The sequence below is a fragment of the Micromonospora parva genome (assembly GCF_000718515.1).
Classification (GTDB): domain Bacteria; phylum Actinomycetota; class Actinomycetes; order Mycobacteriales; family Micromonosporaceae; genus Micromonospora; species Micromonospora parva.
This window is the reverse complement of record NZ_JNZS01000022.1, coordinates 22,290-46,108: the sequence shown is the minus strand read 5'-3', so window position 1 is coordinate 46,108 and position 23,819 is coordinate 22,290. Positions and strand designations below refer to the sequence as shown.

The 23,819-nt window shown below is 70.5% G+C and carries 17 protein-coding genes and 2 riboswitches; of the genes, 8 read left to right on the top strand and 9 right to left on the bottom strand.

All coding sequences use genetic code 11. The features are described 5' to 3' along the window. Positions 1 to 29 precede the first annotated feature (29 nt). Positions 30 to 2,348 carry a ribonucleoside-diphosphate reductase subunit alpha gene (locus tag IF22_RS0125735; protein ID WP_245233740.1) on the bottom strand — a complete coding sequence of 773 codons (2,319 nt, stop codon included), beginning with the start codon at positions 2,346 to 2,348 and terminating at the stop codon, positions 30 to 32. A 193-nt stretch (positions 2,349 to 2,541) separates the two neighbouring features. After that, positions 2,542 to 2,758, bottom strand: a riboswitch (cobalamin riboswitch). A gap of 287 nt (positions 2,759 to 3,045) precedes the next feature. On the opposite strand from IF22_RS0125735, the gene IF22_RS0125730 reads away from it, so the two are divergent. Then, the gene (locus IF22_RS0125730; RefSeq protein WP_030336307.1) at positions 3,046 to 4,440 is read left to right on the top strand and encodes an enolase C-terminal domain-like protein; all 1,395 of its coding nucleotides are present in this window, start codon (positions 3,046 to 3,048) and stop codon (positions 4,438 to 4,440) included. Between the two features lie 7 nt (positions 4,441 to 4,447). Then, positions 4,448 to 5,170, top strand: coding sequence for a FadR/GntR family transcriptional regulator (locus tag IF22_RS0125725; RefSeq protein ID WP_030336306.1), 723 nt, complete (start codon positions 4,448 to 4,450; stop codon positions 5,168 to 5,170). Between the two features lie 4 nt (positions 5,171 to 5,174). Here the strand turns inward: IF22_RS0125725 and IF22_RS0125720 are convergent, their stop codons facing one another. From IF22_RS0125720 to IF22_RS0125700, 5 genes are all read right to left on the bottom strand, one after another. Further along, a complete protein-coding gene (locus IF22_RS0125720) occupies positions 5,175 to 6,194 on the bottom strand; it encodes an aldo/keto reductase (protein WP_167337340.1) in 1,020 nt (339 codons plus the stop codon). After that, positions 6,191 to 7,009, bottom strand: coding sequence for an ATP-binding cassette domain-containing protein (locus IF22_RS0125715; RefSeq protein WP_051708788.1), 819 nt, complete (start codon positions 7,007 to 7,009; stop codon positions 6,191 to 6,193). Before IF22_RS0125715 ends, IF22_RS0125720 begins: the two co-directional genes overlap by 4 nt. Next, positions 7,009 to 8,061, bottom strand: a complete 1,053-nt coding sequence (locus tag IF22_RS0125710; RefSeq protein WP_081884008.1) for an ABC transporter substrate-binding protein — start codon at positions 8,059 to 8,061, stop codon at positions 7,009 to 7,011. The genes IF22_RS0125715 and IF22_RS0125710 overlap by 1 nt, the downstream gene beginning before the upstream one ends. A gap of 40 nt (positions 8,062 to 8,101) precedes the next feature. Further along, on the bottom strand, positions 8,102 to 9,109 hold the full coding sequence (locus IF22_RS0125705; RefSeq protein WP_030336298.1) for an ABC transporter permease: 1,008 nt from the start codon (positions 9,107 to 9,109) through the stop codon (positions 8,102 to 8,104). 319 nt (positions 9,110 to 9,428) lie between these two features. Continuing rightward, positions 9,429 to 10,307 carry an amidohydrolase family protein gene (locus IF22_RS0125700; protein ID WP_030336296.1) on the bottom strand — a complete coding sequence of 293 codons (879 nt, stop codon included), beginning with the start codon at positions 10,305 to 10,307 and terminating at the stop codon, positions 9,429 to 9,431. A gap of 318 nt (positions 10,308 to 10,625) precedes the next feature. Continuing rightward, a riboswitch (cobalamin riboswitch) is annotated at positions 10,626 to 10,698 on the top strand. Positions 10,699 to 10,756: 58 nt separating this feature from the next. Here IF22_RS0125700 and IF22_RS0125695 point away from each other — a divergent pair. Genes IF22_RS0125695 through IF22_RS0125685 form a run of 3 tightly spaced genes read left to right on the top strand, consistent with a single transcriptional unit; the run spans position 10,757 to position 12,305 of the window. Beyond that, on the top strand, positions 10,757 to 10,960 hold the full coding sequence (locus IF22_RS0125695; RefSeq protein ID WP_030336294.1) for a CbtB domain-containing protein: 204 nt from the start codon (positions 10,757 to 10,759) through the stop codon (positions 10,958 to 10,960). Further along, the gene (locus tag IF22_RS0125690) at positions 10,951 to 11,721 is read left to right on the top strand and encodes a CbtA family protein (RefSeq protein WP_030336292.1); all 771 of its coding nucleotides are present in this window, start codon (positions 10,951 to 10,953) and stop codon (positions 11,719 to 11,721) included. Before IF22_RS0125695 ends, IF22_RS0125690 begins: the two co-directional genes overlap by 10 nt. Further along, positions 11,718 to 12,305 (top strand): histidine phosphatase family protein, encoded by a 588-nt coding sequence (locus IF22_RS0125685; protein ID WP_030336290.1) that lies wholly within the window; start codon positions 11,718 to 11,720, stop codon positions 12,303 to 12,305. The genes IF22_RS0125690 and IF22_RS0125685 overlap by 4 nt, the downstream gene beginning before the upstream one ends. A 68-nt stretch (positions 12,306 to 12,373) precedes the next feature. Here IF22_RS0125685 and IF22_RS34700 read toward each other — a convergent pair whose 3' ends face one another. From IF22_RS34700 to IF22_RS0125665, 3 genes are all read right to left on the bottom strand, one after another. Beyond that, positions 12,374 to 12,520, bottom strand: a complete 147-nt coding sequence (locus IF22_RS34700; RefSeq protein ID WP_245233736.1) for a hypothetical protein — start codon at positions 12,518 to 12,520, stop codon at positions 12,374 to 12,376. Between the two features lie 315 nt (positions 12,521 to 12,835). Then, positions 12,836 to 18,175, bottom strand: a complete 5,340-nt coding sequence (locus IF22_RS0125675; protein ID WP_245233735.1) for a GH92 family glycosyl hydrolase — start codon at positions 18,173 to 18,175, stop codon at positions 12,836 to 12,838. A 543-nt stretch (positions 18,176 to 18,718) separates the two neighbouring features. Continuing rightward, complete coding sequence (locus tag IF22_RS0125665; RefSeq protein WP_030336285.1) at positions 18,719 to 19,798, bottom strand: glycoside hydrolase family 19 protein; 1,080 nt, start codon at positions 19,796 to 19,798, stop codon at positions 18,719 to 18,721. A 442-nt stretch (positions 19,799 to 20,240) separates the two neighbouring features. Between IF22_RS0125665 and IF22_RS0125660 the strand changes: the two genes are divergently transcribed. The 3 genes from IF22_RS0125660 (at position 20,241) to IF22_RS0125650 (ending at position 23,801) form a co-directional block, all read left to right on the top strand. Continuing rightward, positions 20,241 to 21,263 carry a polysaccharide deacetylase family protein gene (locus IF22_RS0125660; protein ID WP_030336283.1) on the top strand — a complete coding sequence of 341 codons (1,023 nt, stop codon included), beginning with the start codon at positions 20,241 to 20,243 and terminating at the stop codon, positions 21,261 to 21,263. A gap of 121 nt (positions 21,264 to 21,384) precedes the next feature. Next, positions 21,385 to 22,320, top strand: a complete 936-nt coding sequence (locus tag IF22_RS0125655) for an acetamidase/formamidase family protein (RefSeq protein WP_245233734.1) — start codon at positions 21,385 to 21,387, stop codon at positions 22,318 to 22,320. 62 nt (positions 22,321 to 22,382) lie between these two features. Further along, complete coding sequence (locus IF22_RS0125650; RefSeq protein WP_030336280.1) at positions 22,383 to 23,801, top strand: WGR domain-containing protein; 1,419 nt, start codon at positions 22,383 to 22,385, stop codon at positions 23,799 to 23,801. Positions 23,802 to 23,819 lie beyond the last annotated feature (18 nt).

The window sequence follows — 23,819 nt, the reverse complement described above, 5'->3', positions numbered from 1 at the left end:
CGTGTCGGTGGTGGTGGCGTCGGCGGGGTTCACTGGCAGGCCTCGCACGACTCGGGGTTCTCCAGCGAGCAGGCCAACGCCTCCGCGTCGACGGCGACAGGCGCGACAGCGCCGACGGTGGCCTGCTGGATCCGGGTGGCGGGGCGCGAGCGCAGGTAGTACGTGGTCTTCAGGCCGGCCTTCCAGGCGTACAGGTACATCGAGGAGAGCTTGCCGATGGTCGGTGCGGCCAGGAACAGGTTCAGCGACTGGGACTGGTCGATGAACGGGGCGCGGGCGGCGGCCAGGTCGATCAACGCCCGCTGCGGCAGCTCCCACGCGGTGCGGAACAACTCCCGTACGCCGGCCGGCAGCTCGGCGATGTCCTGCACCGACCCCTCGGCCCGCTTGATCGCCGAACGGATCCGCTCGGTCCACAGGCCGCGGGCCTTCAGCTCGCGTACCAGAGCGGTGTTGACCTGGAGGAACTCCCCCGACAGGGTTTCGCGCTTGAACAGGTTGGACACCTGCGGCTCGATGCACTCGTAGCACCCGGCGATCGAGGCGATGGTCGCGGTCGGCGCGACCGCCACCAGCAGCGAGTTACGCAGCCCGTGCGCCTCGACCCGCTCGCGCAGGGCATCCCAGCGGGCCGTCTGCGTACCCTCGACACCCCACAGGTCGGGCTGGAGCTGGCCCCGCGCGGCCCGGGTCTGCGGGTACGCCGGGTGCGCGCCGAAGTCGCGGGCCAGGTCGGCGGAGGTCTCCAGCGCGGTCAGGTACAGCTCCTCGCTGATCCGGGTGGACAGCTCCCGGGCGGCCGGCGAGTCGAAGGGCAGCCGCAGTGCGAAGAAGACGTCCTGCAGGCCCATCAGCCCGAGCCCGACCGGCCGCCAGCGGGGGTTGCTCGCCGCCGCCTGCGCGGTCGGGTAGTAGTTGATGTCGATGACCCGGTCGAGGAAGGTCACCGCGGTCCGCACCGTGGCGCGCAGCCGCTCCCAGTCGATGCCGCCGTCGCCGAGGTGGGCGGCGAGGTTCACCGAGCCCAGGTTGCACACGGCGGTCTCGGCGTCGCTGGACACCTCGACGATCTCGGTGCAGAGGTTGGACAGGTGCACCACGTTGCCCGGCTCGGCGGTCTGGTTGCACAGCCGGTTCGACGCGTCCTTGAAGGTCATCCAGCCGTTGCCGGTCTGGGCCAGGGTGCGCATCATCGTGCCGTACAGCTCCCGCGCCGGGACCTGCCGCACGTACCGGCCCTGCGCCTCGGCCTCCCGGTACGCGGCGTCGAACCGCTCCCCCCACAGGTCGGGCAGCTCGGGCACCTCGTGCGGGTCGAACAGCGACCACATCTCGTCGGCCTCGACCCGGCGCATGAACTCGTCCGGGATCCAGTTGGCCAGGTTCAGGTTGTGGGTGCGCCGGGCATCCTCGCCGGTGTTGTCCCGCAGGTGCAGGAACTCCTCGATGTCCGGGTGCCACGGCTCCAGGTAGACGCAGGCCGCGCCCTTGCGCCGGCCGCCCTGGTTGACCGCCGCCACGCTCGCGTCCAGGGTGCGCAGCCACGGCACGATCCCGTTGGACTGCCCGTTGGTGCCCCGGATCAGCGCGCCGCGGGAGCGGACCCGGGAGTACGCGATGCCGATGCCACCGGCGAACTTGGAAAGGTTGGCGACCTGGGCGTACCGGGCGTAGATCGAGTCCAACTCGTCGAGCGGGGAGTCGACCAGGTAGCAGGAGGACATCTGGGTGTGCCGGGTCCCGGAGTTGAACAGGGTCGGTGAGCTGGGCAGGTAGGCCAGGCTGGACATCAGTCGGTAGAAGCCGACCGCCTCGTCCGCCGTACGGGACAGGCCGCAGGCCACCCGCAGCAGCCAGTACTGCGGGGTCTCCAGCACCAGTCGGCTGGTGGGGTGGCGCAGCAGGTACCTGTCGTACACGGTGCGCAGGCCGAAGTACTCGAACCGGCGGTCGCCGTCCGGGTCGACGGCGGCATCGAGGGTCGTGGCGTGTGCGGCGACGAACACGGCGGTGTCGTCACCGATCAGACCCTCGGCGTGGCTGACCCGGATCGCCGCGCTGAACGAGGTGATGCCCTGCCGGCGTACCTCCTTGTCGACGTAGCCGGCCAGCAGCCGCGCGGCAAGGCGGGAGTACTGCGGCTCCTCACCGATCATCTCAGCGGCGGTCTGGATGGAGAGCCGGTCCAGTTCGGCGGTGGTGGCGCCGTCGTAGAGGCCGCTGATGGTGCGGGTGGCCACCCGCATCGGGTCGACGTCGGTCAGGTCGTCGGCCCACCGCTCCACCGCCCGGACGATCTTGTTCACGTCCACGGGTTCGGTCGCGCCGTCGCGCTTGCGGACCCGCATGGGCGTCCGCCGCGCGGGCGTGTCGGCGCCGGCCGGGACTACCTGGGTGACTGTCACCACTCGCTCCTCGGAGTTCGAGACCTGGTGGCCCGGACGCGAGGAGACAGACACCGACGGACGCCACGCCGGCGCGGCGTGGGATCAGGTGGCGTCAGCCGTCCCACGCGGCCTCGGACCGCCGCGCACCCGGGTTCGGGTACGCGGCGCGCTGGCAGGTCTTCGGACTCGCGGGCACTACCGGGCTCGCCGGTCTCCTAGTGGCCGTCGCTTCCCAGGCCGATGGGTGGCCCAGTGCTGATGACGGCGGTCGTTCCCACTCACCGCTGCGGGACAGTCCCGGATTTCCACCGGGTTCCCTGTTGCCTCGACCGCGCCGGATGAGCGGCCGAACCAGCTGCGCTCGACACCATATATAGGGACGGAGCCGTTGTCACACCCCACATGTCGGTTTCGGGCGTGTCGGCGGCCAGCGCGGTGACCACCGTCACCACCCGGACCGCGCGCGCCACGCCGCAGGGCGCCGGCAACGGAGGCACCATTCTCCGCGCCGGTGTCGACAGTGGCCAGTGGGTCGACAGCCGACACAAACATCATATGTCTGGGTGTCCCTAGTGATCGACAACGTTGACGCGCTCAACGAGCCGTCCGTATACTCCCAGTGATCATCTGATCTTTAGCCTAGCCGGGCGAGGAGCGCATGCCGCAGATCACTGCCGTCACCGTCGAGGACGTCCGCTTCCCCACCTCCCTGACCGCTGACGGGTCAGACGCCATGAACAAGGACGGCGACTACTCGGCGGCCTACGTCGTGCTGCACACCGACGGCGTCGACGGCGCGGGCGCGCCGCTCGCGGGGCACGGGCTGACCTTCACCATCGGCCGTGGCAACGACATCGTCGCGGCGGCGGCGGTCCACCAGGCACAGCGCCTCGTGGGCCTGGACGTGGCGACGATGGCGGCGGACATGGGCGCTGTCTACCGCCTCCTGACCTCCGACTCGCAGCTGCGCTGGCTCGGCCCCGAGAAGGGCGTCGTCCACCTGTCGCTGGCGGCCGTGCTGAACGCGTCGTGGGACCTGGCCGCCCGGGTCGCCGACAAGCCACTGTGGCGACTGCTCGTCGACATGTCCCCCGAGCAACTCGTCGACATCGCGGACCTGCGCTACCTCTCCGACGCCCTGACCCGGGACGAGGCGCTGGCCATCCTGCGCGCCAAGGAGAGCACGAAGGCCGCCCGCCTCGCCGAACTCGACCGGACCGGCTACCCCGCCTACACCACCTCGGCGGGCTGGCTCGGCTACGGCGACGACAAGCTGCGCCGGCTGTGCCAGGAGGCGGTGGACAGCGGCTACGGCTACGTCAAGCTCAAGGTCGGCGCCAACCTCGACGACGACATCCGCCGCTGCGCGATCGCCCGGGAGATCCTCGGCCCGGACCGCAACCTGATGATCGACGCCAACCAGGTGTGGGATGTCGGCCAGGCCATCGAGTGGGTCAGCGCCCTCGCCCGGTTCAAGCCGCTCTGGATCGAGGAGCCGACCAGCCCCGACGACATCCTCGGCCACGCCGCCGTCCGCCGTGCCGTCGCTCCGATCGGCGTGGCCACCGGCGAGCACTGCCACAACCGGGTGATGTTCAAGCAGCTGTTCCAGGCCGAGGCCATCGATTTCTGCCAGCTCGACACCGGCAGGTTGGCCAGCATCAACGAGATCGTCGCCGTGCTGCTGCTCGCCGCGAAGTTCGACATCCCGGTGTGCCCCCACGCCGGCGGAGTCGGGCTGTGCGAGATGGTCCAACACGTCTCGGTGCTCGACTACGTGGCGATCTCGGGGGATCTCACCAACCGGGTCACCGAGTTCGTCGACCACCTGCACGAACACTTCACCGACCCGTGCATCATCCGTGACACCGGCTCGGGAAGCGGATACGTCCTGCCCAGCCAGCCCGGCTACTCCACCCGGATGCGTCAGGAGTCGGTCACGCTCTACCGGTTTCCCGACGGCCACTACTGGGCCGCGGCAGACCCGACTACCGTGTCATCTCCGGAGGCGTACGTGATCGCGGGTGGACAGGCCACCCCCGTCGGCCGCTAGGGGAAGCATGTCTCGCACAGACGAAGTGGTCAACGGCATCAAACGGATGATCCTCGAAGGGCAGTTCAGGCCCGGTGACCGGCTGCCCGTCGAGAAGGACCTCGCCGAGTCGCTCGGCGTCTCACGGGGCTCGCTGCGCGAGGGGATGTCCGCGCTGTCGATCCTCGGCATCGTCAACATCCGCCAGGGCGACGGCACCTACGTCACCAACCTCGACGCCCCGCAACTGCTGGCCCCGATGGGTTTCGTGGTCGACTTCCAGGGCCAGGGCGACCCGCGGCACATCCACACCGTCCGGCGACTGCTGGAGTGCGAGGCCGCCCGCTTGGCGGCCACCAGGATCACCGACGAGGCGTTGGCTCAGGCGGGGGACCTGCTCGACGAGGCGGCCCGGCTGGTCGGCCAGTCGCCGCAGGACCACGAGCGGATCATGGAGATCGACATCGCCTTCCACCGGATCATCGCGGTGCACGCCGAGAATCCGGTGCTCGTCGGCCTGATCGAGGCCTTCGCCGGGCGCACGATCCGCGGCCGGCTCTGGCGCAGCCTGCACGAGGAGGGCGCGGACCTGCGGACCCACGACGAACATGTGGCGATCCTGAAGGCCCTCGTGGCGCGCGACCCGGAGCGGGCCCGCACCCGGATGGCCAACCACCTGATCGGTGTGGAGGAGTCGTTGCAGGGGTTGCCCGACGACGCCGACGCGAACATCGAGACGGCCCGCTCGTGACCGCTCACGACTGCACGTCGAGCAGCCCTTCGTCGTACAGGGCCGCCCAGAGCTGATCGGGGACGTCGACGTCGGCTCGGCGCAGGGTCTCGGTCACCTGGGCCTCGTCACGCATGCCGACCACCGTCGACACCACGGCCGGGTGGCGACGGACGAACGCCAACGCCGCCTGGGGCAACGTGACGCCGTACGCCTGGCAGACCCGCGCTATCCGACGGGCCTGGTCGATCACCTCCGCCGGCGCCTGCCGGTAGTCGTAGACGGCGTCGGTCGGCGGCATGTCCCGGGCCAGCAACCCGGAGTTGTAGACCCCGGCGACCACCACATCGACGTGGCGTTCCTGCGCGGCGGGCAGCAGGTCGGTCAACGCGCCCTGCTCCAGCAGCGTGTACCGGCCGGCGCACATCACCACGTCCACGTCGGTCTCCGCCACGAACCGGGCCAGCATCGCGGACTGGTTCATGCCGGCACCGACGGCACCGATCACGCCCTGCTCGCGCAGCTCCACCAACGCCGGAACCGCCTTGTACGCGGCCTGCTTCCAGTGCTCGTCCGGATCATGCAGATACACCACGTCGATCCGGTCCAGGCCGGTGCGCCGAAGGCTCGCCTCCAACGAACGGCGCACGCCGTCGCGGCTGAAGTCCCAGACCCGGCGATGATCGGCCGGAACGTCGAAACCCTCCGGGTCCCGTCGGTGCGCCGCCTCCGGTGACGGCACGAGCAGCCGGCCGACCTTCGTCGACACCACGTACTCGTCGCGCGGGCGGGAGCGCAGGGCGGCACCCAACCGCCGCTCCGACAGGCCCAGCCCGTAGTGCGGCGCCGTGTCGAAGTACCGGATGCCGCCCGCCCAGGCGGTGTCCACTGCGGCGGCGAACTGCTCATCCGACGTCGCCCGGTACAGGTTGCCGCCCTGCGCGGCACCGAAGCCCAGCGGGCTCAGCCGCAGCGGCGACCCGCCGGCGGCCCAGCCCGCCCAACGGGTGCGACCGCGCGCACCCCGGCGCACGGCCGCCGTCACCGCTCACGCCGATCCACACTGGTGCTGCCGGTCATCGCCGCGACCAGGTCGTCGGTGGTGACCTCGTCGGCGCGCAGCTGGGCGGCCCGCTGACCGAGGCGCAGCACCTCGACACGGTCGGCGATGTCGAGCACCTGCGGCATGTTGTGGCTCACCAGCACCACCGACATGCAGGCGTCGCGGGCTCGCCGGACCACGTCGAGCACCCGCCCGGTCTGGACCACGCCCAGCGCCGCGGTGGGCTCGTCGAGGATGACCACGTTGGTCGCCCAGATGATGGCGCGGGCGACCGCCACGCACTGCCGCTGCCCACCGGAGAGCATGGCGATCGGGGTGGTCACCCGGGGAATCCGTACGCCCAGTTCGTCGAGGGCGGCGGCGGCACCCTGCCGCATGGCGCGCTTGTCCAGCAGGCCGAGCCGACCGAGCGGCCCGGAGCGCAGGATCTCCCGGCCGAGATACAGGTTGGCGGCCACGCTCAGGTCGTCGGCGACGGCGAGATCCTGGTAGACGGTCTCCACCCCGGCCCGGCGGGCATCGACCGGGGTGGAGAACCGGACGGGACGGCCGCCGATCAGGATCTCGCCCTCGTCCGGCGGATGCACACCGGACAGGGTCTTGATCAGGGTGCTCTTTCCGGCACCGTTGTCACCGATCAACGCGACGACCTCGCCCCGGCGGACGGTGAAGTCGGCCCCCCGCAACGCCTCGACGTGCCCGAACCGCTTGACGATGCCGCGGGCCTCGAGGACCGGCGGTTCCTCGTCGGTGGGTTGCTGGGCGTTGTCGGCGGTGGCCGTGGGAATGCCTCCCATCACTGCACCGGCGGGTTGGCGCAGCTGGGCTCGAGCACCGCCTTGATCTCCGCCGAGTCGATGTTCTCCTTGGTGACGAACGTGACGCCGGTGTCGGCCGACGCCAGCGGCGCCTTGTCCCGGAGGTGCTTGACCATCTTGTCGACGCCGAAGTAGCCCATCTTGAACGGGTTCTGCACGACCAGCGCCGAGATCTGGCCGTTGCGCACCCCGGCGATCTCGTCCGGGGCCGCGTCCCAGCCGATGATGACCACCTTGCCGGACTTGCCGGCCGCCTGGATGGCCTGCGCGGCGCCGAGCACGCTCGGCTCGTTGGCGGCGAAGACGCCAGCCAGTTTGGGGTTGGCGGTGAGGATGTTCTCGGTGACCCGGCGGGCCTCGTTGACGTCGCTCTTGCTCGGCTGCTGGCCGACCAGCTTCAGGTTGGGGTACTGGGCCAGGCCGGCCTTGAAGCCGTCGACCCGCTCGGTGTTGGTCTGCGACCCGGGCTGGAACTCGACGAGCGCCACCTCGTGGTTGCCGGGGCCGAGTTCGGTGGCGAGCAGCTTCGCCGCCTCGGTGGCCGACGCCCGGTTGTCGGTGGCGAAGAGGGGCACACTCGGCGGTTGCGGGCTGGTGCCGGAGTCGATCATGGTGACCGGGATGTTGGCGGCGAGCGCCTTGTCGGTCACCGGTGCCAGCGCGCTGGAGTCGGTCGCCGCGTAGACGATGCCGTCGACCTTCTTGGTGACGAAGTTCTGGATCAGGTTGACCTGGCCCTCGACGTCGGTCTCGGTGGTCACCCCGTCCCACTGGACGGTGACGTCCCCCGCGCGCTGCGCGGCGCACTCCGCGCCCGCCTTGACCGTGTTCCAGTAGTCGGCCCCGACCGCCTTGGGTACGACGGCGAGCTTCAACGGACCGCTCGCGTCCTTGGTCGCGCCGTCACCGCCGTCGCGGACCTCGACCCCGCCGCAGGCGCTGAGCAGAGCGGTCGCCGCGGCCACGGCCAGGATCGCCTGCGCGCGCAGGAGTGGTCCTCGCGTCCGCCGGCTGGTGGTGGTGTGTGCCATGGTGTGTGTCCTTCCTCGTTCGGACTCTCGAAATGGCATGTCAACCCCGTGATTCCAGCCGCCGGCGGCGGTACTGGTCGAAGTAGACGGCGGCCCAGATGATCAGACCGACGATCACCTGCTGGTAGTGGATGCTGATGTCGAGCAGGACGGCGCCGTTGCGGACCAGGGCGATGAGGAACGCGCCGATGATGGTCCCGACGATCCGGCCCTGCCCGCCGAACAGGCTGGCTCCGCCGATGACCGCGGCGGCGATGACGTCGAGCTCCAGCGAGATGCCGTAGTTGGGCTGGCCGGAGTTGACCCGGGACGCGGCGATCATGCCGCCCAGCCCGACCAGCACACCCGCCAGCACGTACACCCCGGTCAGCTGCCGCCCCACCCGGATGCCGGAGCGGCGGGCCGCCTCCAGATTGGAGCCCATCGCGTACGTGTACTGACCGAAGCGGGTCTGGGAGAGCAGGAAGGCGACCCCGACCGCGACCAGGATGGTGATCACCACGGCGAACGGAATCCCGAGGATCTCCCCGTTGCCGAGCAGTTGGAAGGATCGGGGCAGGCCGTAGACGCCGACCGCTCCGGTGATGATGAAGACGAGGCCGCGGCCCACGGACATCGTTCCCAACGTCGCGATGAACGGCGGGATCCGGGCCACCGTCACCAGCAGCCCGTTCAACAGCCCGGCCAGCGCGCCGACGCCGATCGCGACCGCCGTGGCCGCCCAGATCGAGAAGCCGAGGTCACGCACGACCATCGCGCCCACCACGCCGGCGAGCGCGGCGACCGACCCGACGGACAGGTCGATGCCCTTCGTGATGATGACCATCGTCTGGGCCGTGGCGATGATGGCGATCACCGCCGTCTGCGCCCCGATGTTGAAGAGGTTGTCAGCAGTCAGGAAGTAGGGGCTCGCGAAGGTCAGGGCGATGAACAGGACGACCAACGCGGTGGCGGCGGTGAACTCGGAGACGGCGTGGGAAATGCGTTCGCGAAACCAGTCGCTGAGCTCGCCGCGCTGCGTGCCGGCGGTTGCCTCGACGCTACTCATCGTCGGACCTGACCTCCCCAAGCGTGGCGCCAGCACCCGACGAGGACCCCGCCGACGAGCCGAACGCCTGTGAGCGACCAACCCGCTCAGCTGTCAGTGCGGCCAGGCGCCCGCACGACCTCAGAGATAGGTCGGATGTTTCCCACGATCAGGCGTTACCTTGCCACGCATTCACGTATGTTGCCAAGGTCTTGCGGGCATGTTTTGCCATCGTTACCTGCACCATCGGAGGCATACATCAGACCACCGGATATCGGCCGCCACCGTTGGCATGTTATCGATAACACACTATGTCGCCAGCTCGGCGGCCACTGCCCGCTCAGGACGGGGGCAACCGGTACACCCGGGAGGCGGTCCACTGCCAGATCGCCGCCCGCTCGTCGTCGGACAGCGGGGCCAACAGGTCGCCGAGGACCGCGACCCAGCGGACGTACGAGGTGACGAGCAGGCACACCGGCCAGTCCGAGCCGAACATCAGCCGGTCCGGCCCGAACACGTCGAGAGCGTGCTCGACGGCGGGTCGCAGGTCGGCGGCCGTCCAGGAACCACCCTCCACCTCGGTCACCAGGCCGGAGAGCTTCGCCGTCGTGTTGGGCTCGGCCGCCAGCGCCCGCAGGTCGCGGCGCCAGTCACCGAGGTCGGCCCGCCCGAGCGAGGGCTTGCCGAGGTGGTCGAGGACGAACCGCACCTGCGGCAGGTCGCGGACGAGCCGGGTGGCCGCCGGCAGCTGGTGCGGACGCACCAGGAGGTCGAACGCGAGACCGGCGGCACCGACCGCGGCGACACCCCGCCGCACCTCGGGACGGTCGAGATAGGTCGGGTCGGGTTCGGACTGGACCAGGTGGCGGATGCCGACCAGCCGTTCACCGCCGCGCGCCCGGCGTAGCCGGTCGAGGCGACGACCGACGTCGGCAGCGGTGAGGTCGACCCAGCCGACGACCCCGGCGACGAGGGGGTCGTCGGCCGCGATGCCGAGCAGCTCGGGAGTCTCCGACCGGACGGCGACGGACTGCACGACCACGGTCTGCGTCACCCCGGCGGCCCGGGCCGCCGGGGCGAGTTCGACCGGCGTGAAGTCGCCGTCGATAGCGGCCATGGTGTGCGGATCGATCCACTGCTGCGGGTGCCGCGCCCGGACCCAGAGGTGGTGGTGCGCGTCGACGATGCCGGGTTGTCGCGCGAGCCCGCCCGTCGTCATCGGACCCGTCCCGGCGCCGTCACGTCCACCCCACACCCCGCCCCAGCCACTGATCGAACCCCACCGGGTCAACCCGGAGACACCACCGATCTGGCAGGTTGACCATGTTAGCGGTAACAGACTGTTCATAGATGGCGGAACGCGCGGCGCGGCCGGCTCCCGACACTGTCGTCTTTTGGTCTGACGAATCCCGCTGCCCGCCGCTACCTCTCGGACCCACCGACACCACGGTGGGCGGACGTCGTCGGTGCCCGGGGTCCGGGTTGACCGTCCGAGGCCGCACCGATACCGTCGAGCCACTATCTGCGGCGACGCGAGGGAAGCCGGTGTGAATCCGGCGCGGTCGCGCCACTGTGAGCGGTTCCCCGACGGGGGCCGCGAGCCAGGACGCTCGGTCGTCCGCAGCCTTGCGATGGGGACGCGTCATCCCCGGGGAGGTTCGTGTATTCATGTCCAGCTCCGCGTCCAGCCAGCCGGTGGTGCACCCCGCCGGCAGTACCCGTCTGCTGTGGACGGCCCTGGCAACCGTTGTCGTGCTCGCCCTGCTGACCTACCTCGTCGCCTTCGACCAGGGAGCGGTGTCGCGCAGCGGGACGTACCTGCACGAGCTGATGCACGACGGCCGGCACCTGCTGGGCGTCCCGTGCCACTGACCCCCACCACCACTCCCCCGTTCCTCGCCGTCCTCGTCCGCGGGCTGTTCGCCGGTCTGATCGCCGGCCTGCTCGCCGGGGGGTTCGCGTACGTGGCCGGCGAGCCACACGTCGAGGCGGCCATCGCGATCGAGGAGGCCGCGACGCACGCCGAGCCCGCGACGGGTGCCCACGATCACGGGGACGCCCTGGTCAGCCGGACGGGTCAGCGCGGCGGTCTGTTCCTGGCCACCGGCCTGTTCGGGGCCGCGATGGGTGGCCTGCTGGCCACGGCGTACGTTCTGCTGTCCCGTCGGCGGCGCGCCGAGGACGACGGGCGGTCGGGTCTGCTGCTGGCCGGCGCGGCGCTGCTCGGTGTGGTGATCGTGCCGTTCCTCAAGTACCCGGCGAACCCGCCGGCGGTCGGCGACCCGGCCACCATCAACCAACGGACCGTCACCTACCTGTTGATGGTGGTGCTCGGCCTGGTGGCCGTGTGGGCCGGCTCGCTGGGCTACCGGTCGGTCGGCGCGCAGGCCCCGCCGTGGCTGCGCGCCGCTGCGGCAGTGGGTGGATTCCTGCTGGTCACGGCAGTGGCATACGTGGTGATGCCGTCCTTCGAGGAGGTTCCGTCGACCTTCCCCGCGACCCTGCTGTGGAACTTCCGGTTGGCCTCGCTCGGCACCCAGGTCGTGCTCTGGACCGGCATCGGCCTGCTCTTCGCGGCCCTGATGCACCACGAGCGGCGTCGCCGGGCCGCCACCGCGCTGCCGGGCACGTGAGGGCGACCAGCCTTCGGCTGGTCGCCCACGGTCACACCGCCGCGCTGCGCCGCGCCCGCTTCGGCGGCGCCGACGACGGCCTGGACGAGGGCGGCCTGCGGGCCGCTCTCGCCCAGGTCGGCCCGGAGCGGCGTGGGCACCTCGGCGTGACCGACACCTGCCTGTCCAGCCCGGCGGCGGCGGCCCGGCAGACCGCCGACGCCCTCGGTCTGCTGCCGACGATCGAGGCGGCGTTGGCCGACTGTGACTACGGCGACTGGTCCGGCCGTTCGCTCGAGGAGATCGCCGGCACGCGACAGCGGGCGCTGCGCGACTGGCTGTCCACACCGGACAGCGCGCCGCACGGCGGCGAGTCCGTCACGGCGGTGCGGGACCGGGTCGGTCGTTGGCTGGACGGGCAGCGCGACGTCGGTCGACGCATCGTCGCCGTCACCCACCCGCTGGTGATCCGGGTCGCGGTGGTGCACGCCCTCGGCCTGCCGACGGCGGCGTACCGGCAGGTGGACGTGGAGCCGCTGGCGATCGTCCGGCTCACCAGCCAGGGCACCCGCTGGCAACTCCGACTGGCCGCGCCGGCAGCGTGAGCCGACGGCAACCGCGCGGGCCGCGCCCACCAGAAGGTGGACACGGCCTGCGGAGGTCAGTCGACTGTTCAGTGGTGCCGGCGCAGCAGGTGCAGTTCGACCGGCTCGGGCGGAAGGTCGTCGACACCGGCGGCGACGGCTTGTTCGTGGCGGCGACGCGCCGACGGCAGAGCGAGTGCCGCGAAGACGGCCAGGACGGCGACGCCCGCGCACACCCAGAAGCGTTGGACATCGCGGCGAACGCCAGACCGATGCCCGCGCCGGTGAGCACCGTGGAGAGCAGCACCTGCCAGCCAAGGGCACCGGGTAACCCGCCGTCGCGACGTACGCCATCACCTCCGCCTCCGGGGCGGTCTCCCCGCCCCGGCGGTAGCGGCGCAGCACCCGCGACTCGTCGAGCGCGAAGACATCGGCGTCGCGCCCCGAGACGAGCAGCGCGTGATCGACCATGACAGACGACGCTGACAGTGGGGTGGGGCGGGCCGTGATCACGGCCCGCCCCACTTTGCTGCGCTGTCTCCGGCTCGGTGCTAGCCGGTGACGGTGAACGGTCGGGACACCTTCGTCGCCGACGTGGCGCCGTTCAGCGTGACGCTGGTCGCGCCCGCCTTCGCCGCACCCGCGACGCTGACCGTCGCGCCGGAGATGACGCCGTCACCGTTCGCGCGCACGGTGCTGACCGCGAGCCCGTCGCCGAGGGTGATGGTGACCGTCTCGTTCGGAGCGAACCCGGAACCGTCGACCATGATCGACGTGCCGCGCGGCCCGGAGGTGGTCAGGAGCGCCACCCTCGGCCGGTAGGTCCGCGCCTGCGCCCGCTCGGTCACCTGGACGGTGGCCGTGGCCGGCGTACGCGAGGACGCGCCCGTCGCGGTGACGGCGTACCGGCCGGGCTCGGCGTCACCGGAGGTCGGCACCGAGGCGCGAACCTTTCCGGTCGCGGAGGCCGCGACCTTCGTGGTCCGACCCGGGTCGGTGCCGACACTGACGATCACCTGCTCGCCGGCGGCGAAGCCGCTGCCCTCGACGGTGATCGCGCCACCGGTGCTCACGGTGCCGGACGCGGAGAGCGCGATCGCCGGCTGCGACCCGCCCCGGGCCACTGTCACAGTGAAGGACCCGGTGCTGCTCGACAGGGTGTCCCACGCGGTGACGCGCACCGTGTAGGTGCCCTCCCGGGCGTAGGTGTGCGTGCCGCTCATCGCGCCGGACGCGCCGATCGTCACGTCCTGCGGAACGGTGCCGTCACCCCACTGGACGCGAGCCCGGTAGCCCGTCGTACCGGGAACACCGCCGGTCACCGTGCCGAGGTTCGCCGCGAGGGCCTGACCGGCGCTCGCCGTCTGGTCCTTCCCGGCGACGGTCGCCAGCGCCGGGGCGGGCGTGCCGTCGTTGGCCACGGCGAACACGTGGATCCGACCCGCCGAGCGAGGGTCGCCGGTCTGCGTCGGCAGGGTCACCGACACCAACGTCTTGCCCGCCGGAATCTGGTACGGCGCGGTGGCGAACAGGAACGGCTGGGCGCCGTCCCGGCTGGTGCCCTGCAGGCGGTACGCCGTCCGGGCGACGATGACGTTGCCGTAGGACGGGGTGCCGTTGGCGTTGCCGCCCAGCGTCCAGTCGCTGAACTGGATCGGAACGCTGGCCGTGCTGCCGTCGCTGAACGTCGCCGTGCCGGTGGTGCTCTGGTTGCCCTGCGTGCCGGCGCCGATGAACGAGATGCTCTTCGCGTCCTGCGGAAGGTCGAGCACGACAGTCGCCCCGTTACCGGTGGCGTTGTCCGGCCGCCCGGCCGGGATCACCGGCACTGTGAACCGCAGCGCGGTTCCGGGGACCTGCTGCGGCTGGCCCTGGGTCACACCGCCGGCCACCAGGGCGGCCCGCGAGTACGCCCACGACTTGGCGTCGCAGTCCGCCGCGAGGACCCCTTCGTCACCGATGCAGAGGTTGTCGAACGCGGCGGTGAGACCGGAGGGCGGGGCGTACGCCACCTCGACGCCGACCGTCGCGGAGCTCTGGCTCTCGCCGTCGGTCACCGTGACGTTCGCCTGGTGGTAGCCCGGCGTGCTGTAGGTGTGCGACCCATCGATGCGGTAGACGGCCCGCGAGTTCACCGTCACGGTGCCGGCGGTGGCCGGCGTGCCGTCACCCCAGTCGATGGTGGCCTGGTAGCCGTTGGCGTCACCGCCGGTGACGGTGGCCAGCGGCACCGAGACGGGCACGCCGGCGGTCGCGTGCACGCCCTGGGTGGCCGTGACGGTGATGTCGCCGCCCGCGAGGTCGAGGTCACCCCCGGCGAGCAGCTCCACCTCGGCGAGGTTGGTCTGCGCGGCACCGACGGTCTTCGTCACGGCGAGGCGGAACTGCGCGAACCGTCCCGGCTTGTCGATCGAGTACGGGCGGGTCTGGTTGCGCCACGGGAACACCTGGTCCGTGCGGGAGTCCACAGTGGTCCAGGTGAGGCCGTCGTTGGAGCCCTGCAGGCGCCAGTCCGCCGGGTCGCCCGCGCCGGCCCCGGAGGTGACCGTGTAGGACGTCGGCTTCTGCCTGCCACCGCGGAACGCCCAGGTGATCTGGGGGGTCGCCGAGGTGAAGGTCAGCTGCGAGGTGGACGAGTCGTCGAAGAGCTTCGACGCGTCCTGACCGCCGGTGGCGGTCGCGGTGCCGAGACCGGGGCCGGTGACGTCCTGCAACGGCTTCGGCGCCTCGCCACCCTTGGTCAGCGATGGCGGCGCGTCGTTCTTGCCGCTGCCCCACGACGACGGCTTGGGGCCCATCTGGAAGTCGATGGTGCCGCCCTTGGCGAACGCGGACACGTCCAGGGAGAGGCCGCGCTGCTTCTTGCCGTTGACCTTGACGTCCTGCACGTACACGTTCGCGACGCTGTTGTTCGGGGCGTTGACGACGATGTCGCCGGTGCTGCGGTGCACTGTCATTCTGGTGAACTGCGGAGAGCCGATCGTCCACTCGGACGACCCGGCCTGCAGCGGGTAGATGCCCAGCGAGCTGAGGACGTACCAGGACGACATCTCGCCGTTGTCCTCGTCGCCCAGGTAGCCCTGGCCGATCTCGCTGCCGACGTAGAGACGGCGCAGGATCTCCCGGACCGCCTCCTGGGTCTTCGACGGCGCGCCGGCGAAGTTGTACATGTACGGGATGTGGTGCGACGGCTGGTTGCTCATGCCGAGCTGCCCCATCCGTACCGCCCGGGCCTCCACCATCTCGTGGATGATGCCGCCGTAACCGCCGGGGCGGTCGGCGTTCTCCGGGGTGGAGAAGTAGGTGTCGAGCTTGTCGCGCAACGCCTTCTGCCCGCCGAGCAGGTTAACCAGACCCTGACCGTCCTGCTGCGCGGTGAAGGCGAAGTTCCACCCGTTCGTCTCGGTGTAGACGCCACCCCAGTCCAGTGGGTCGTCGGCACGGAAGGTGCCAGCGGCGTTCCGGCCCTGGAAGAGCTTCGTCTTCGAGTCGAACAGGTGAACGTAGTTGCGGGCACGCTCCAGGAAGTAGCGCGACTCCTCCTTGAGCCGGGTGCGCTCCGACTTCGGCGTGGCCGGGTCCTTGGCCAGGGCCGCACCCATGTTGCCGATGCCGAAGTCGTTGATGTAGCCCTCCAGCGCCCACGACACCGACTCCGCAGTGGAGGTCGGCGTGTAGCCGAGGAACAGGGAGTTCTCGATGCCCTTGCGGCCGACCTCGGGACGCCCGGACGCGACGGTCGCGTCCTTGACGGCGGCGTCGTACGCGGCGAGCGGGTCGGGCAGCTTGACCCCGGTGAGGTACGCCTGGGCCAGGGCCACGTTGGCGCTGGTGCCGGTCATCAGGTCGGAGTAACCGGGCGAGGACCAGCGGGCGATCCAGCCGCCGTCGCGGTAGTGCTGGACGAACCCGTCGGAAATCTTCGCGGCGATGTCCGGGTAGAGCAGCGAGTAGGCGGGCCACACGGTGCGGTAGGTGTCCCAGAAACCGTTGTTGACGTAGATCTGGCCGTCGACGATCTTCGCGCCGGTGTGGGTGGCTGTCGACGTGCCGGTCGGGGCCGATACCGGGCTCGCGTACTGCCAGCGCGGCGCGGCGGCGGTGCCGGTGTTCTCCGACTGCGAGTTCGGGTAGAGGTTCAGCCGGTACAGGTTCGAGTACATCGAGACCAGCTGCGCCTCGGTGGCGCCCCGCACCTCGACGCGGCCCAGCCGGTCCTTCCACGCGGCGGTGGCGGCGGCGTGGATCTGGTCGAAGCTCTTGCCGGTGACCTCCAGGTCGAGGTTCCTGCGCGCCTGGTCGACGGAGAGGAACGACGTCGCGAGACGCATCGTCACCTCCCGGCTCCTGGTGACGTCGAAGGTGGCGGACGTCGCGGCGCTCGCCGTCGGCGCCCGGTCGAACGCGCCGGAGACGAACATCCGGGTCTGGCCGGCCGACAGGCCGCTGGCGTTGTCCACCCACCCGGTGAACGTGCCGTCCGTGCCGATGGTGAAGGTGCCGTTGTGGAAGACGAGGCTTCCGGTCGCCTGCCCGGCGGGGAAGGTGAACCGCATGATCCCGGCGTGGTCGGTGGGCGACACCTCGGCGATCAGGCCGTTCTCCAGCTTCACCCGGTAGAGGTCCGGCTGCGCGGTCTCGTCGTCGTGGCTGAAGGCGAGGGCGCGGCTGGCGGGATCACCGGTGAGTGACCGGTCGCCGGCGACCGGCATGACCGACATCTGGTTGCGGTCACCCATCCACGGGCTCGGCTCGTGGGAGATCGCGAGGCCCTGCAGCATCGGCAGATTGGCCGCGTTGTTGATCCGGTGGTACTCGTACTCCCAGGAGTCGGAGTCCGCGTCGGTCACCGGGGTGAAGAAGTTGAAGCCGTTCGGCACCGCGGTGATCGGCAGGTTGTTGCCGCGCGAGAAACCGCTCGTCGAGTTGGTGCCCCGTCGGGTGTCGACGTAGTTGGTCAGCTTCGAGCCGTCGATGGACGCCGGGTTGGCCTCCACCTCGACATCGTCGAGCCAGCCCTGGAAGCGGGTCTCCCCGGTGGCCTTGGGGTGGTCGTACGCGAGCAGGATGCGGTCGATCGTCTTGCCGCGCGCGATGGTGCCGAGGTCGGTCTGCACCAGGTTCCACTGGTCGGCGAAGAGTGCCTTCGAGGCAGCCTGACCGGGGCCGGTGAGCAGGTTGCCGTGCTGGTCGACGGGTGAGCGCCCACTCAGGTAGCTGCCGTCGGTGAAGTGCAGGTCGAGCGCGGCGTAGGTGGACGGGTACTGACCGTCCCCATCGGTGAACTCAGGGAAGATCTTGTACGACAGTCGGGTCTTCGGCCCGACCGGGATGTTCACGTCGAAGAGCTTGTTGGTCCCGTACGAGCGGCCACCGGCCAGGGCGCCGCCGGCGTAGCGCAGCGCGGCGAGCCCGGTGAAGCCGGCGTCCGGCTTCGTGGTGTACCCGTCGTACGGACCGGCGCTGACCACGCTGACCATGGGCGTGGTCGGCGGGCGGACATCCGAGCCGTCGCTGATGTTCCAGTCGCCGAGCTGCACGAGCGTGTCACCGGAGTTGGCGGTGACGTTCAGCCGGTAGAAGCCGTACGCGGTCGTGTTGGTGAAGCTGTACTTGTTCGTCGCGAAGCGCCCGCGGAACTTCTCGCCGGTGCGCTTGTCCAGATCGGTCCAGGTGCTGCCGTCGTTCGACCCCTGGATGACGAAGTCCCTGGGGTCTCGCCCTGGTGCGTCGTTGGCGGCGGTCAGCGAGTAGCGGACCACCGTCGTCGGCTTGGCGAGCTGGTAGGTCACCCAACCGGTCTTCGCGAACGTGAGCCACTTGGTCGACGGCTCCTCGTCGGTGAGGTTAGCGGCGATCTCCCTCGGCAGGTGCTCGTCGCTCGCGGTCACGGCGGTGACCTGGCCGAGCTGGCTGCCGGGCAGCGTCGAGACGTTGCCGCTCAGGTTGCCCTGGATCGGCTGTCCGTTCGCGCCGACCTCGACGGTGCCGGTGGCGGGCTTGGGGTCGGCGGACTCGAACGAGGACGCGAAGTCGCCCGGCGTTGCCGGGGTCGCGGCGTTGGCCAGGGGCGCGGCGACGAGCAGGCCCAGCGGTAGCAGGGCGGCTGTCGTCGCCGCGATCAGGGGGGCGAGCGGGGGCTCGCAAGTGGTCTGTGCGACATGAGGGACGGGGCCTTTCGACTCGAACGGGGTCGAGTACGTCGAACGTCTGGGCAGTGTGGAGCGAGTGGGGGTCAGGCCCTGACATCGTTGTCATCAGAGTTCGTGAGCAACAAGATCGGGGCAGTGGACTGCCGCTGATAGTTCCGGGCGCAACACGGCCGTGTCAACGGGTTGACCGGGTCGAAACGGCCACCGCCCGCACCGGGCCCGGCGGCCGACGTGCCGGGCCTCGACGCCGTCCGAGGACGTACGCCGAGGCCCGGGCACGAATCAGCAGTAGAGGTTGGCTCCGGCGGGCACGCCGAGGATGCCGACGAACTGCTGGTACCTGGTGACACGGCTCTGCACCTGGGCGGGGTTTCCGTTGTTGCACTCGATCGAGCCGTTGATGCTGCGGATCGTCTGCCCGAACCCGGCGCCGTTGACCATCGCGTTGTGGGCGGTCATGGTGCCCGGCCCGTTCTGGGTCATCCAGTACCAGATACCAGTCTTCCAGGCCACCGCGGCGTCGGTCTGCACCAGCCACGGGTTGGTCAACAGCGGCAGGTTGAGGGCGTTACCGGCGGCGTTGTAGTTGAAGTTCCAACTGAGCTGGATCGGCCCCCGCCCGTAGTAGGCGGCCTGCCCGGCGGGGCAGCCGTACGACTGGCCGGGATCGCAGTAGTGCGGGTAGTTGGCGGTGTTCTGCTCGACGATGTGCACCAGCCCGCCGGTCTCGTGGTAAACGTTGGCCAGGAAGGCGGCGGCCTCCTGCCGCTGGACGGTGGCACTGCCGGTGCGCGCGAACGCCGGGTAGGCGCTGAGCGCGGCGACGAGTCCGGAGTACGTGTAGAACGAGTTGCGGCCCGGGAACATCTGGTTGAACTGGGCCTCGGTCACCACGAAGCCGCCCGGGTTGGTGGGCGGCGGGGTGGTCGGGGGCTGGCCGCCGCAGGTGTAGGGCTCCCAGTACCAGGTGCTGACGATCGGGTCGTACCCGGGATTGTCGTGCTCGGCGATGTAGTAGAGACCGTTGGTGTACCGCACGATCGCCCCGGCGGCGTACCAGGTTCCGGCCGTCCAGTTCGGGTAGCTGCAGGTCCCCCCGGTGGGTGGCGTGGTGCCTCCGCCGCACACTCCGAGGTCCTCCCAGACGCCTGTCGTACCCGGCGGGGCCTCGTTCTGGGTCCACCACTTCGCCCGGTAGTTGCGGCCGTTGTGGGAGACCTGTGCGTCTCCCCAGTAGACGGCCGAGGCCTGCCACGATGCCGAGCAGGCCGCTGCCGACGCGGCGGTGGCCGGGATGACCGCAACCAGTCCACCGGCGACGATCAGTGCCACCAGCGCGACCAGCGCGCGCAGTCTTGTCATGTGATCACTCCTTTCTGGGACCTCACTGGCCGAAATCCGGACGGACATCGACCGGGATGACTGTAACATCTTCTGTTCACACTCTTTACTATTGCGGTGGTGGCCGGGTGAGTGCGGGCCCGGCGACCGGTGACCGGTACTTCCAGGCACTTTCCGGAGCACAGCACCCCTGACCGCGTCGGCCCGCGAGACCGGGATGCCGCGAGAACTCGGGCCCGATCACGGCATGCCTGGCCAACACCCGGATGCGTGCCTGAGTTGTTCCGGTGATTTTCCGGAAGTTGTTGACGTGCTGGAATTCTCGCTGTAATACTCCGATCCACTGAGGTCAATGCGATCGGCTTCGCTGCGGTATCGGCTCCAGCTACCCACCCATCCACACCTGTCCGGACTGTGCTGCCCACATCCAGGGCGTGTCCGGGTCTGCGCGAAGGGGCACCAGATGAGCAGGCTCTTCCCTCGCACGGCGCTGTGGTCCCGGCGGTTGCGCGCGGCGCTCGCCGTCCTCGCCACCGCGGTCGCCATGTGCGGTGTCGTCCTCGCGGCCACCTCGACCCCGTCGAGCGCCGCCACCTGCAACGGCTACGTCGGCCTCACCTTCGACGACGGTCCGACCGGCAGCACCAGCGCGCTGCTGAACGTGCTGCGCGCCAACGGCGTACGGGCCACGATGTTCAACGTCGGGCAGAACGTCCAGAACAACCCGTCGGCCGCGCAGGCCCAGGTGTCCGCCGGCATGTGGGTCGCCAACCACAGCTGGAACCACGCCCACATGACCTCGATGTCCCAGGCGCAGATGCAGTCGGACCTGTCCCAGACCAGCTCGGCGATCCAGTCGGCGACCGGCAGCCGACCGGTTCTGTTCCGGCCGCCCTACGGCGAGACCAACTCCACCCTGCAGTCCGTCGCGTCGTCACTGGGCATGCGTCAGGTGATCTGGGACGTGGACTCCCAGGACTGGAACGGCGCCAGCGTCAGCCAGATCGTGGCCAACGCGAGCCGGCTCCAGGCCGGTCAGGTCATCCTGATGCACGACGGGATCCAGAACACCCGCGACGCGATCCCCCAGATCATGGCCAACCTGACCAGCCGCAACCTGTGCCCCGGCATGATCTCGCCGTCCACCGGCCGCGCCGTCGCGCCGGACGGCACCACGCCGCCGCCCACCACCACCCCGCCGCCCGCCGGCGGCACCTGCACCGCGACCGCCGCGACCACGAACGTCTGGGGCGACCGGTACAACACGTCGGTCACTGTCAGCGGCGCCAACACGTGGACCGTCGTCGTGGCCATCACCTCACCCCAACGGATCTCCACCGTCTGGAACGGCACCGCCACCTGGGACAGCAGCGGCACCGTCATGACGATGCGGTCCAACGGCAGCGGCAACACCTTCGGCTTCACCACGATGACCAACGGCAACAGCAGCGCCCGCCCACAGATCCGCTCCTGCACCTCGGGTTGACATCGCCCAGGTTGAGACGTGCGCGGTGGGTGCGCCCGGCACCCACCGCGCACCTGGCGGCCCGGCGCGCGGACCAGCCGCCACTAGCCTGCACTGATGCGACACACCCTCATCCCCTCAGATGACAGCCTGCACGGCCACTTCTCCCCCGATCTCCCGCCGGTGCTCACCATCGACCCCGGCGACACCGTCACCTACCGCACGCTGGACTGCTGGTGGTCCGCCGGCCCGTACCCCGGCGGGCCGAACCGGGACCGCCCCCCGGGTCGCGCAGCACCGGCCCGACCACGGACACGCCCTGATCGGTCCGGTCGCGGTCCGCGGTGCGCGCGCCGGCCAGACCCTCGCGGTACGCATCGACGCGATCACCCCGGCCACCTGGGGAACCACGGTGGCCGGCGGCTGGCCGAGCGTGTTCAACCAGCGCTACGGCGTGCAGGAACAACCTGTGGTGCACGCCTGGACGCTGGACCCGGAGACGATGACCGGCCGCAACCAGCATGGCCACTCGGTCGCGCTGCGGCCCTTCATGGGAGTGCTCGGCATGCCACCCGCCGAGCCGGGACGACACTCGACGATCCCGCCGCGCCCCTACGGCGGCAATCTGGACTGCCGGGACCTCACCGCCGGCAGCACCCTGCTGCTGCCGATCCCGGTGGACGACGCGCTGTTCTCCGTCGGGGACGGTCACGCCGCACAGGGTGACGGCGAGGTCGGCGGCACCGCGATCGAGTGCCCGATGGACGAGGTGACGTTGACCTTCGACGTACGCGACGACTTCCCGGTCACCGGTCCGGTGGCCCGCACCCCCGACGCGTGGCTGACCCTGGGCGTCGGTGCCTCCCTCGACGACGCCACCTTCACCGCCCTGGAGTCGATGCTGACACTGATGCAGCGGCTGCACGGCCTCAGCCGCGCGGACGCGGTGGCGCTGGCCAGCATCGCTGTCGACGTACGGGTGACGCAGATCGTCAACCAGACCGTCGGCGCGCACGCCGTCCTCCGCGACGACGCGCTGCGATTTCCGCACGCCGATTCTGTCGGAGGTCGCCGTTAACGTGTGGTCACTGTCGCCGCGCCGGCCGGATCTGGCCGCTCGCTGACCCTCGGAGGCCCCCCATGTCCCAGGAGACGACCTACCTCGAACTGTCCGAAGTGGACGGTGCGCACAAGTTCTACGAGGTCATCGTCGACAACGCCACGCTGACGGTGCGCTACGGCCGGATCGGCGACCAGGGGCAGGTCAAGGCGAGCGCCTATCCGGACAACGCCCGGGCCCGGGCCGCCGCGGCGAAGAAGATCGGGGAGAAGATCCGCAAGGGCTACGCGCCGGCCGTCCCCGGCGTCCGTCAGAAGCGCACCGTGTCACGGCGGCAGATCGTGAGCACCCGCTCCACCGCTCACACCGCCCCGGTGCTCTGGCGCTACGACTCCGGCGCTCCCGCCTTCGGCATCTTCGTCGACGGGCAGCACTGCATGGTCGGCAACGAGCACGGCGTCATCACCACGCTCGGCCACGACGCCCAGGTGCGCGGCCAGGTCCGCCTGCCCGACGGGGTGAAGTGCATCGTCGCCGACGACGCCTGGATCTACGCCGGCTGCGACGACGGCAACGTCTACGACCTGTCCGGCAAGGTGCCCCGGGTGGCGTACGCGATCGCCCCGGAGATCGACATCTACTGGCTCGACATCCACGACGGCGTCCTCGGCGTCTCCGACGCCGACGGCGGGATCACCGCCGTCGACCACGAGGACGAGTTCCTGTGGCGACGCCCCGGGCGGGGGCGTTCGGCCTGGATGGTGCGCTGCGACGACAACGCCATCTACCACGGCCATTCGCAGGGCGTGACCGGCTACGAGTGGCGTACCGGCGGGGAGCTGTGGCACACCAGAACCGGCTCGGTGCTCTTCGGCTGGCAGGAGCAGGGCAGTGTGTTCGCCGGGACGGGCACCCGCGAGGTGGTGCGGCTGTCCAAGTCGGGTCGGCACGAGCGCACCTACCGCTGCGACGCCCCGGTCTTCTCCTGCGCCACCGCCGAGGGCGGCCGGTACGTCTTCGCCGGTGACAGCCAGTCCTCGATCTACTGCTTCGACTCGGCGGGCACCCGGCTGTGGAAGCTCGGCACCGGCTGCGGCTCGGCGTACTCCATGCAGTACCACGACGACCGGCTCTACGTCGTCACCACCGGTGGGCACCTGGCCTGCATCGACGCGAGTGAGCCGGCGATCCGCGCGGCGCAGGCCGGGGACGTGCCGCAGGTGCGCGACATCAAGGCCCCCCGTCAGGCGCCCCAGCCGGTGCAACCGACGATGGTCGAGGTGACCAGCGACGCGGGCGCGGGCGTCGTGGTGCAGTGCCTGGACGATCGGGGGCGGCTGCGGGTTCAGGTGCTGTCCGACGGTTACCGGCGCGACTGGTCCGTGCAGTTCCCCAAGGGGATCCGCGAGCCGGGCGCCCGCTACCTGGTGACCGAGGTGCGGGAGTCCAGCCGCGGTGGCTACTACCGCGCGTACGGCGACATCCGCCGGCTGCGCTGACGGCGAGCACACCGAGGG

Coding starts and splice junctions, on each gene's coding strand:
- IF22_RS0125665 (WP_030336285.1), bottom strand. CDS start 19,798: ATGACAAGACTGCGCGCGCTGGTCGCGCTGGTGGCACTGATCGTCGCC.
- IF22_RS0125710 (WP_081884008.1), bottom strand. CDS start 8,061: ATGGCACACACCACCACCAGCCGGCGGACGCGAGGACCACTCCTGCGC.
- IF22_RS0125705 (WP_030336298.1), bottom strand. CDS start 9,109: ATGAGTAGCGTCGAGGCAACCGCCGGCACGCAGCGCGGCGAGCTCAGC.
- IF22_RS0125700 (WP_030336296.1), bottom strand. CDS start 10,307: ATGACGACGGGCGGGCTCGCGCGACAACCCGGCATCGTCGACGCGCAC.
- IF22_RS0125735 (WP_245233740.1), bottom strand. CDS start 2,348: ATGCGGGTCCGCAAGCGCGACGGCGCGACCGAACCCGTGGACGTGAAC.
- IF22_RS0125715 (WP_051708788.1), bottom strand. CDS start 7,009: ATGGGAGGCATTCCCACGGCCACCGCCGACAACGCCCAGCAACCCACC.
- IF22_RS0125660 (WP_030336283.1), top strand. CDS start 20,241: ATGAGCAGGCTCTTCCCTCGCACGGCGCTGTGGTCCCGGCGGTTGCGC.
- IF22_RS0125695 (WP_030336294.1), top strand. CDS start 10,757: ATGTCCAGCTCCGCGTCCAGCCAGCCGGTGGTGCACCCCGCCGGCAGT.
- IF22_RS0125725 (WP_030336306.1), top strand. CDS start 4,448: ATGTCTCGCACAGACGAAGTGGTCAACGGCATCAAACGGATGATCCTC.
- IF22_RS0125730 (WP_030336307.1), top strand. CDS start 3,046: ATGCCGCAGATCACTGCCGTCACCGTCGAGGACGTCCGCTTCCCCACC.
- IF22_RS0125655 (WP_245233734.1), top strand. CDS start 21,385: ATGACAGCCTGCACGGCCACTTCTCCCCCGATCTCCCGCCGGTGCTCA.
- IF22_RS0125650 (WP_030336280.1), top strand. CDS start 22,383: ATGTCCCAGGAGACGACCTACCTCGAACTGTCCGAAGTGGACGGTGCG.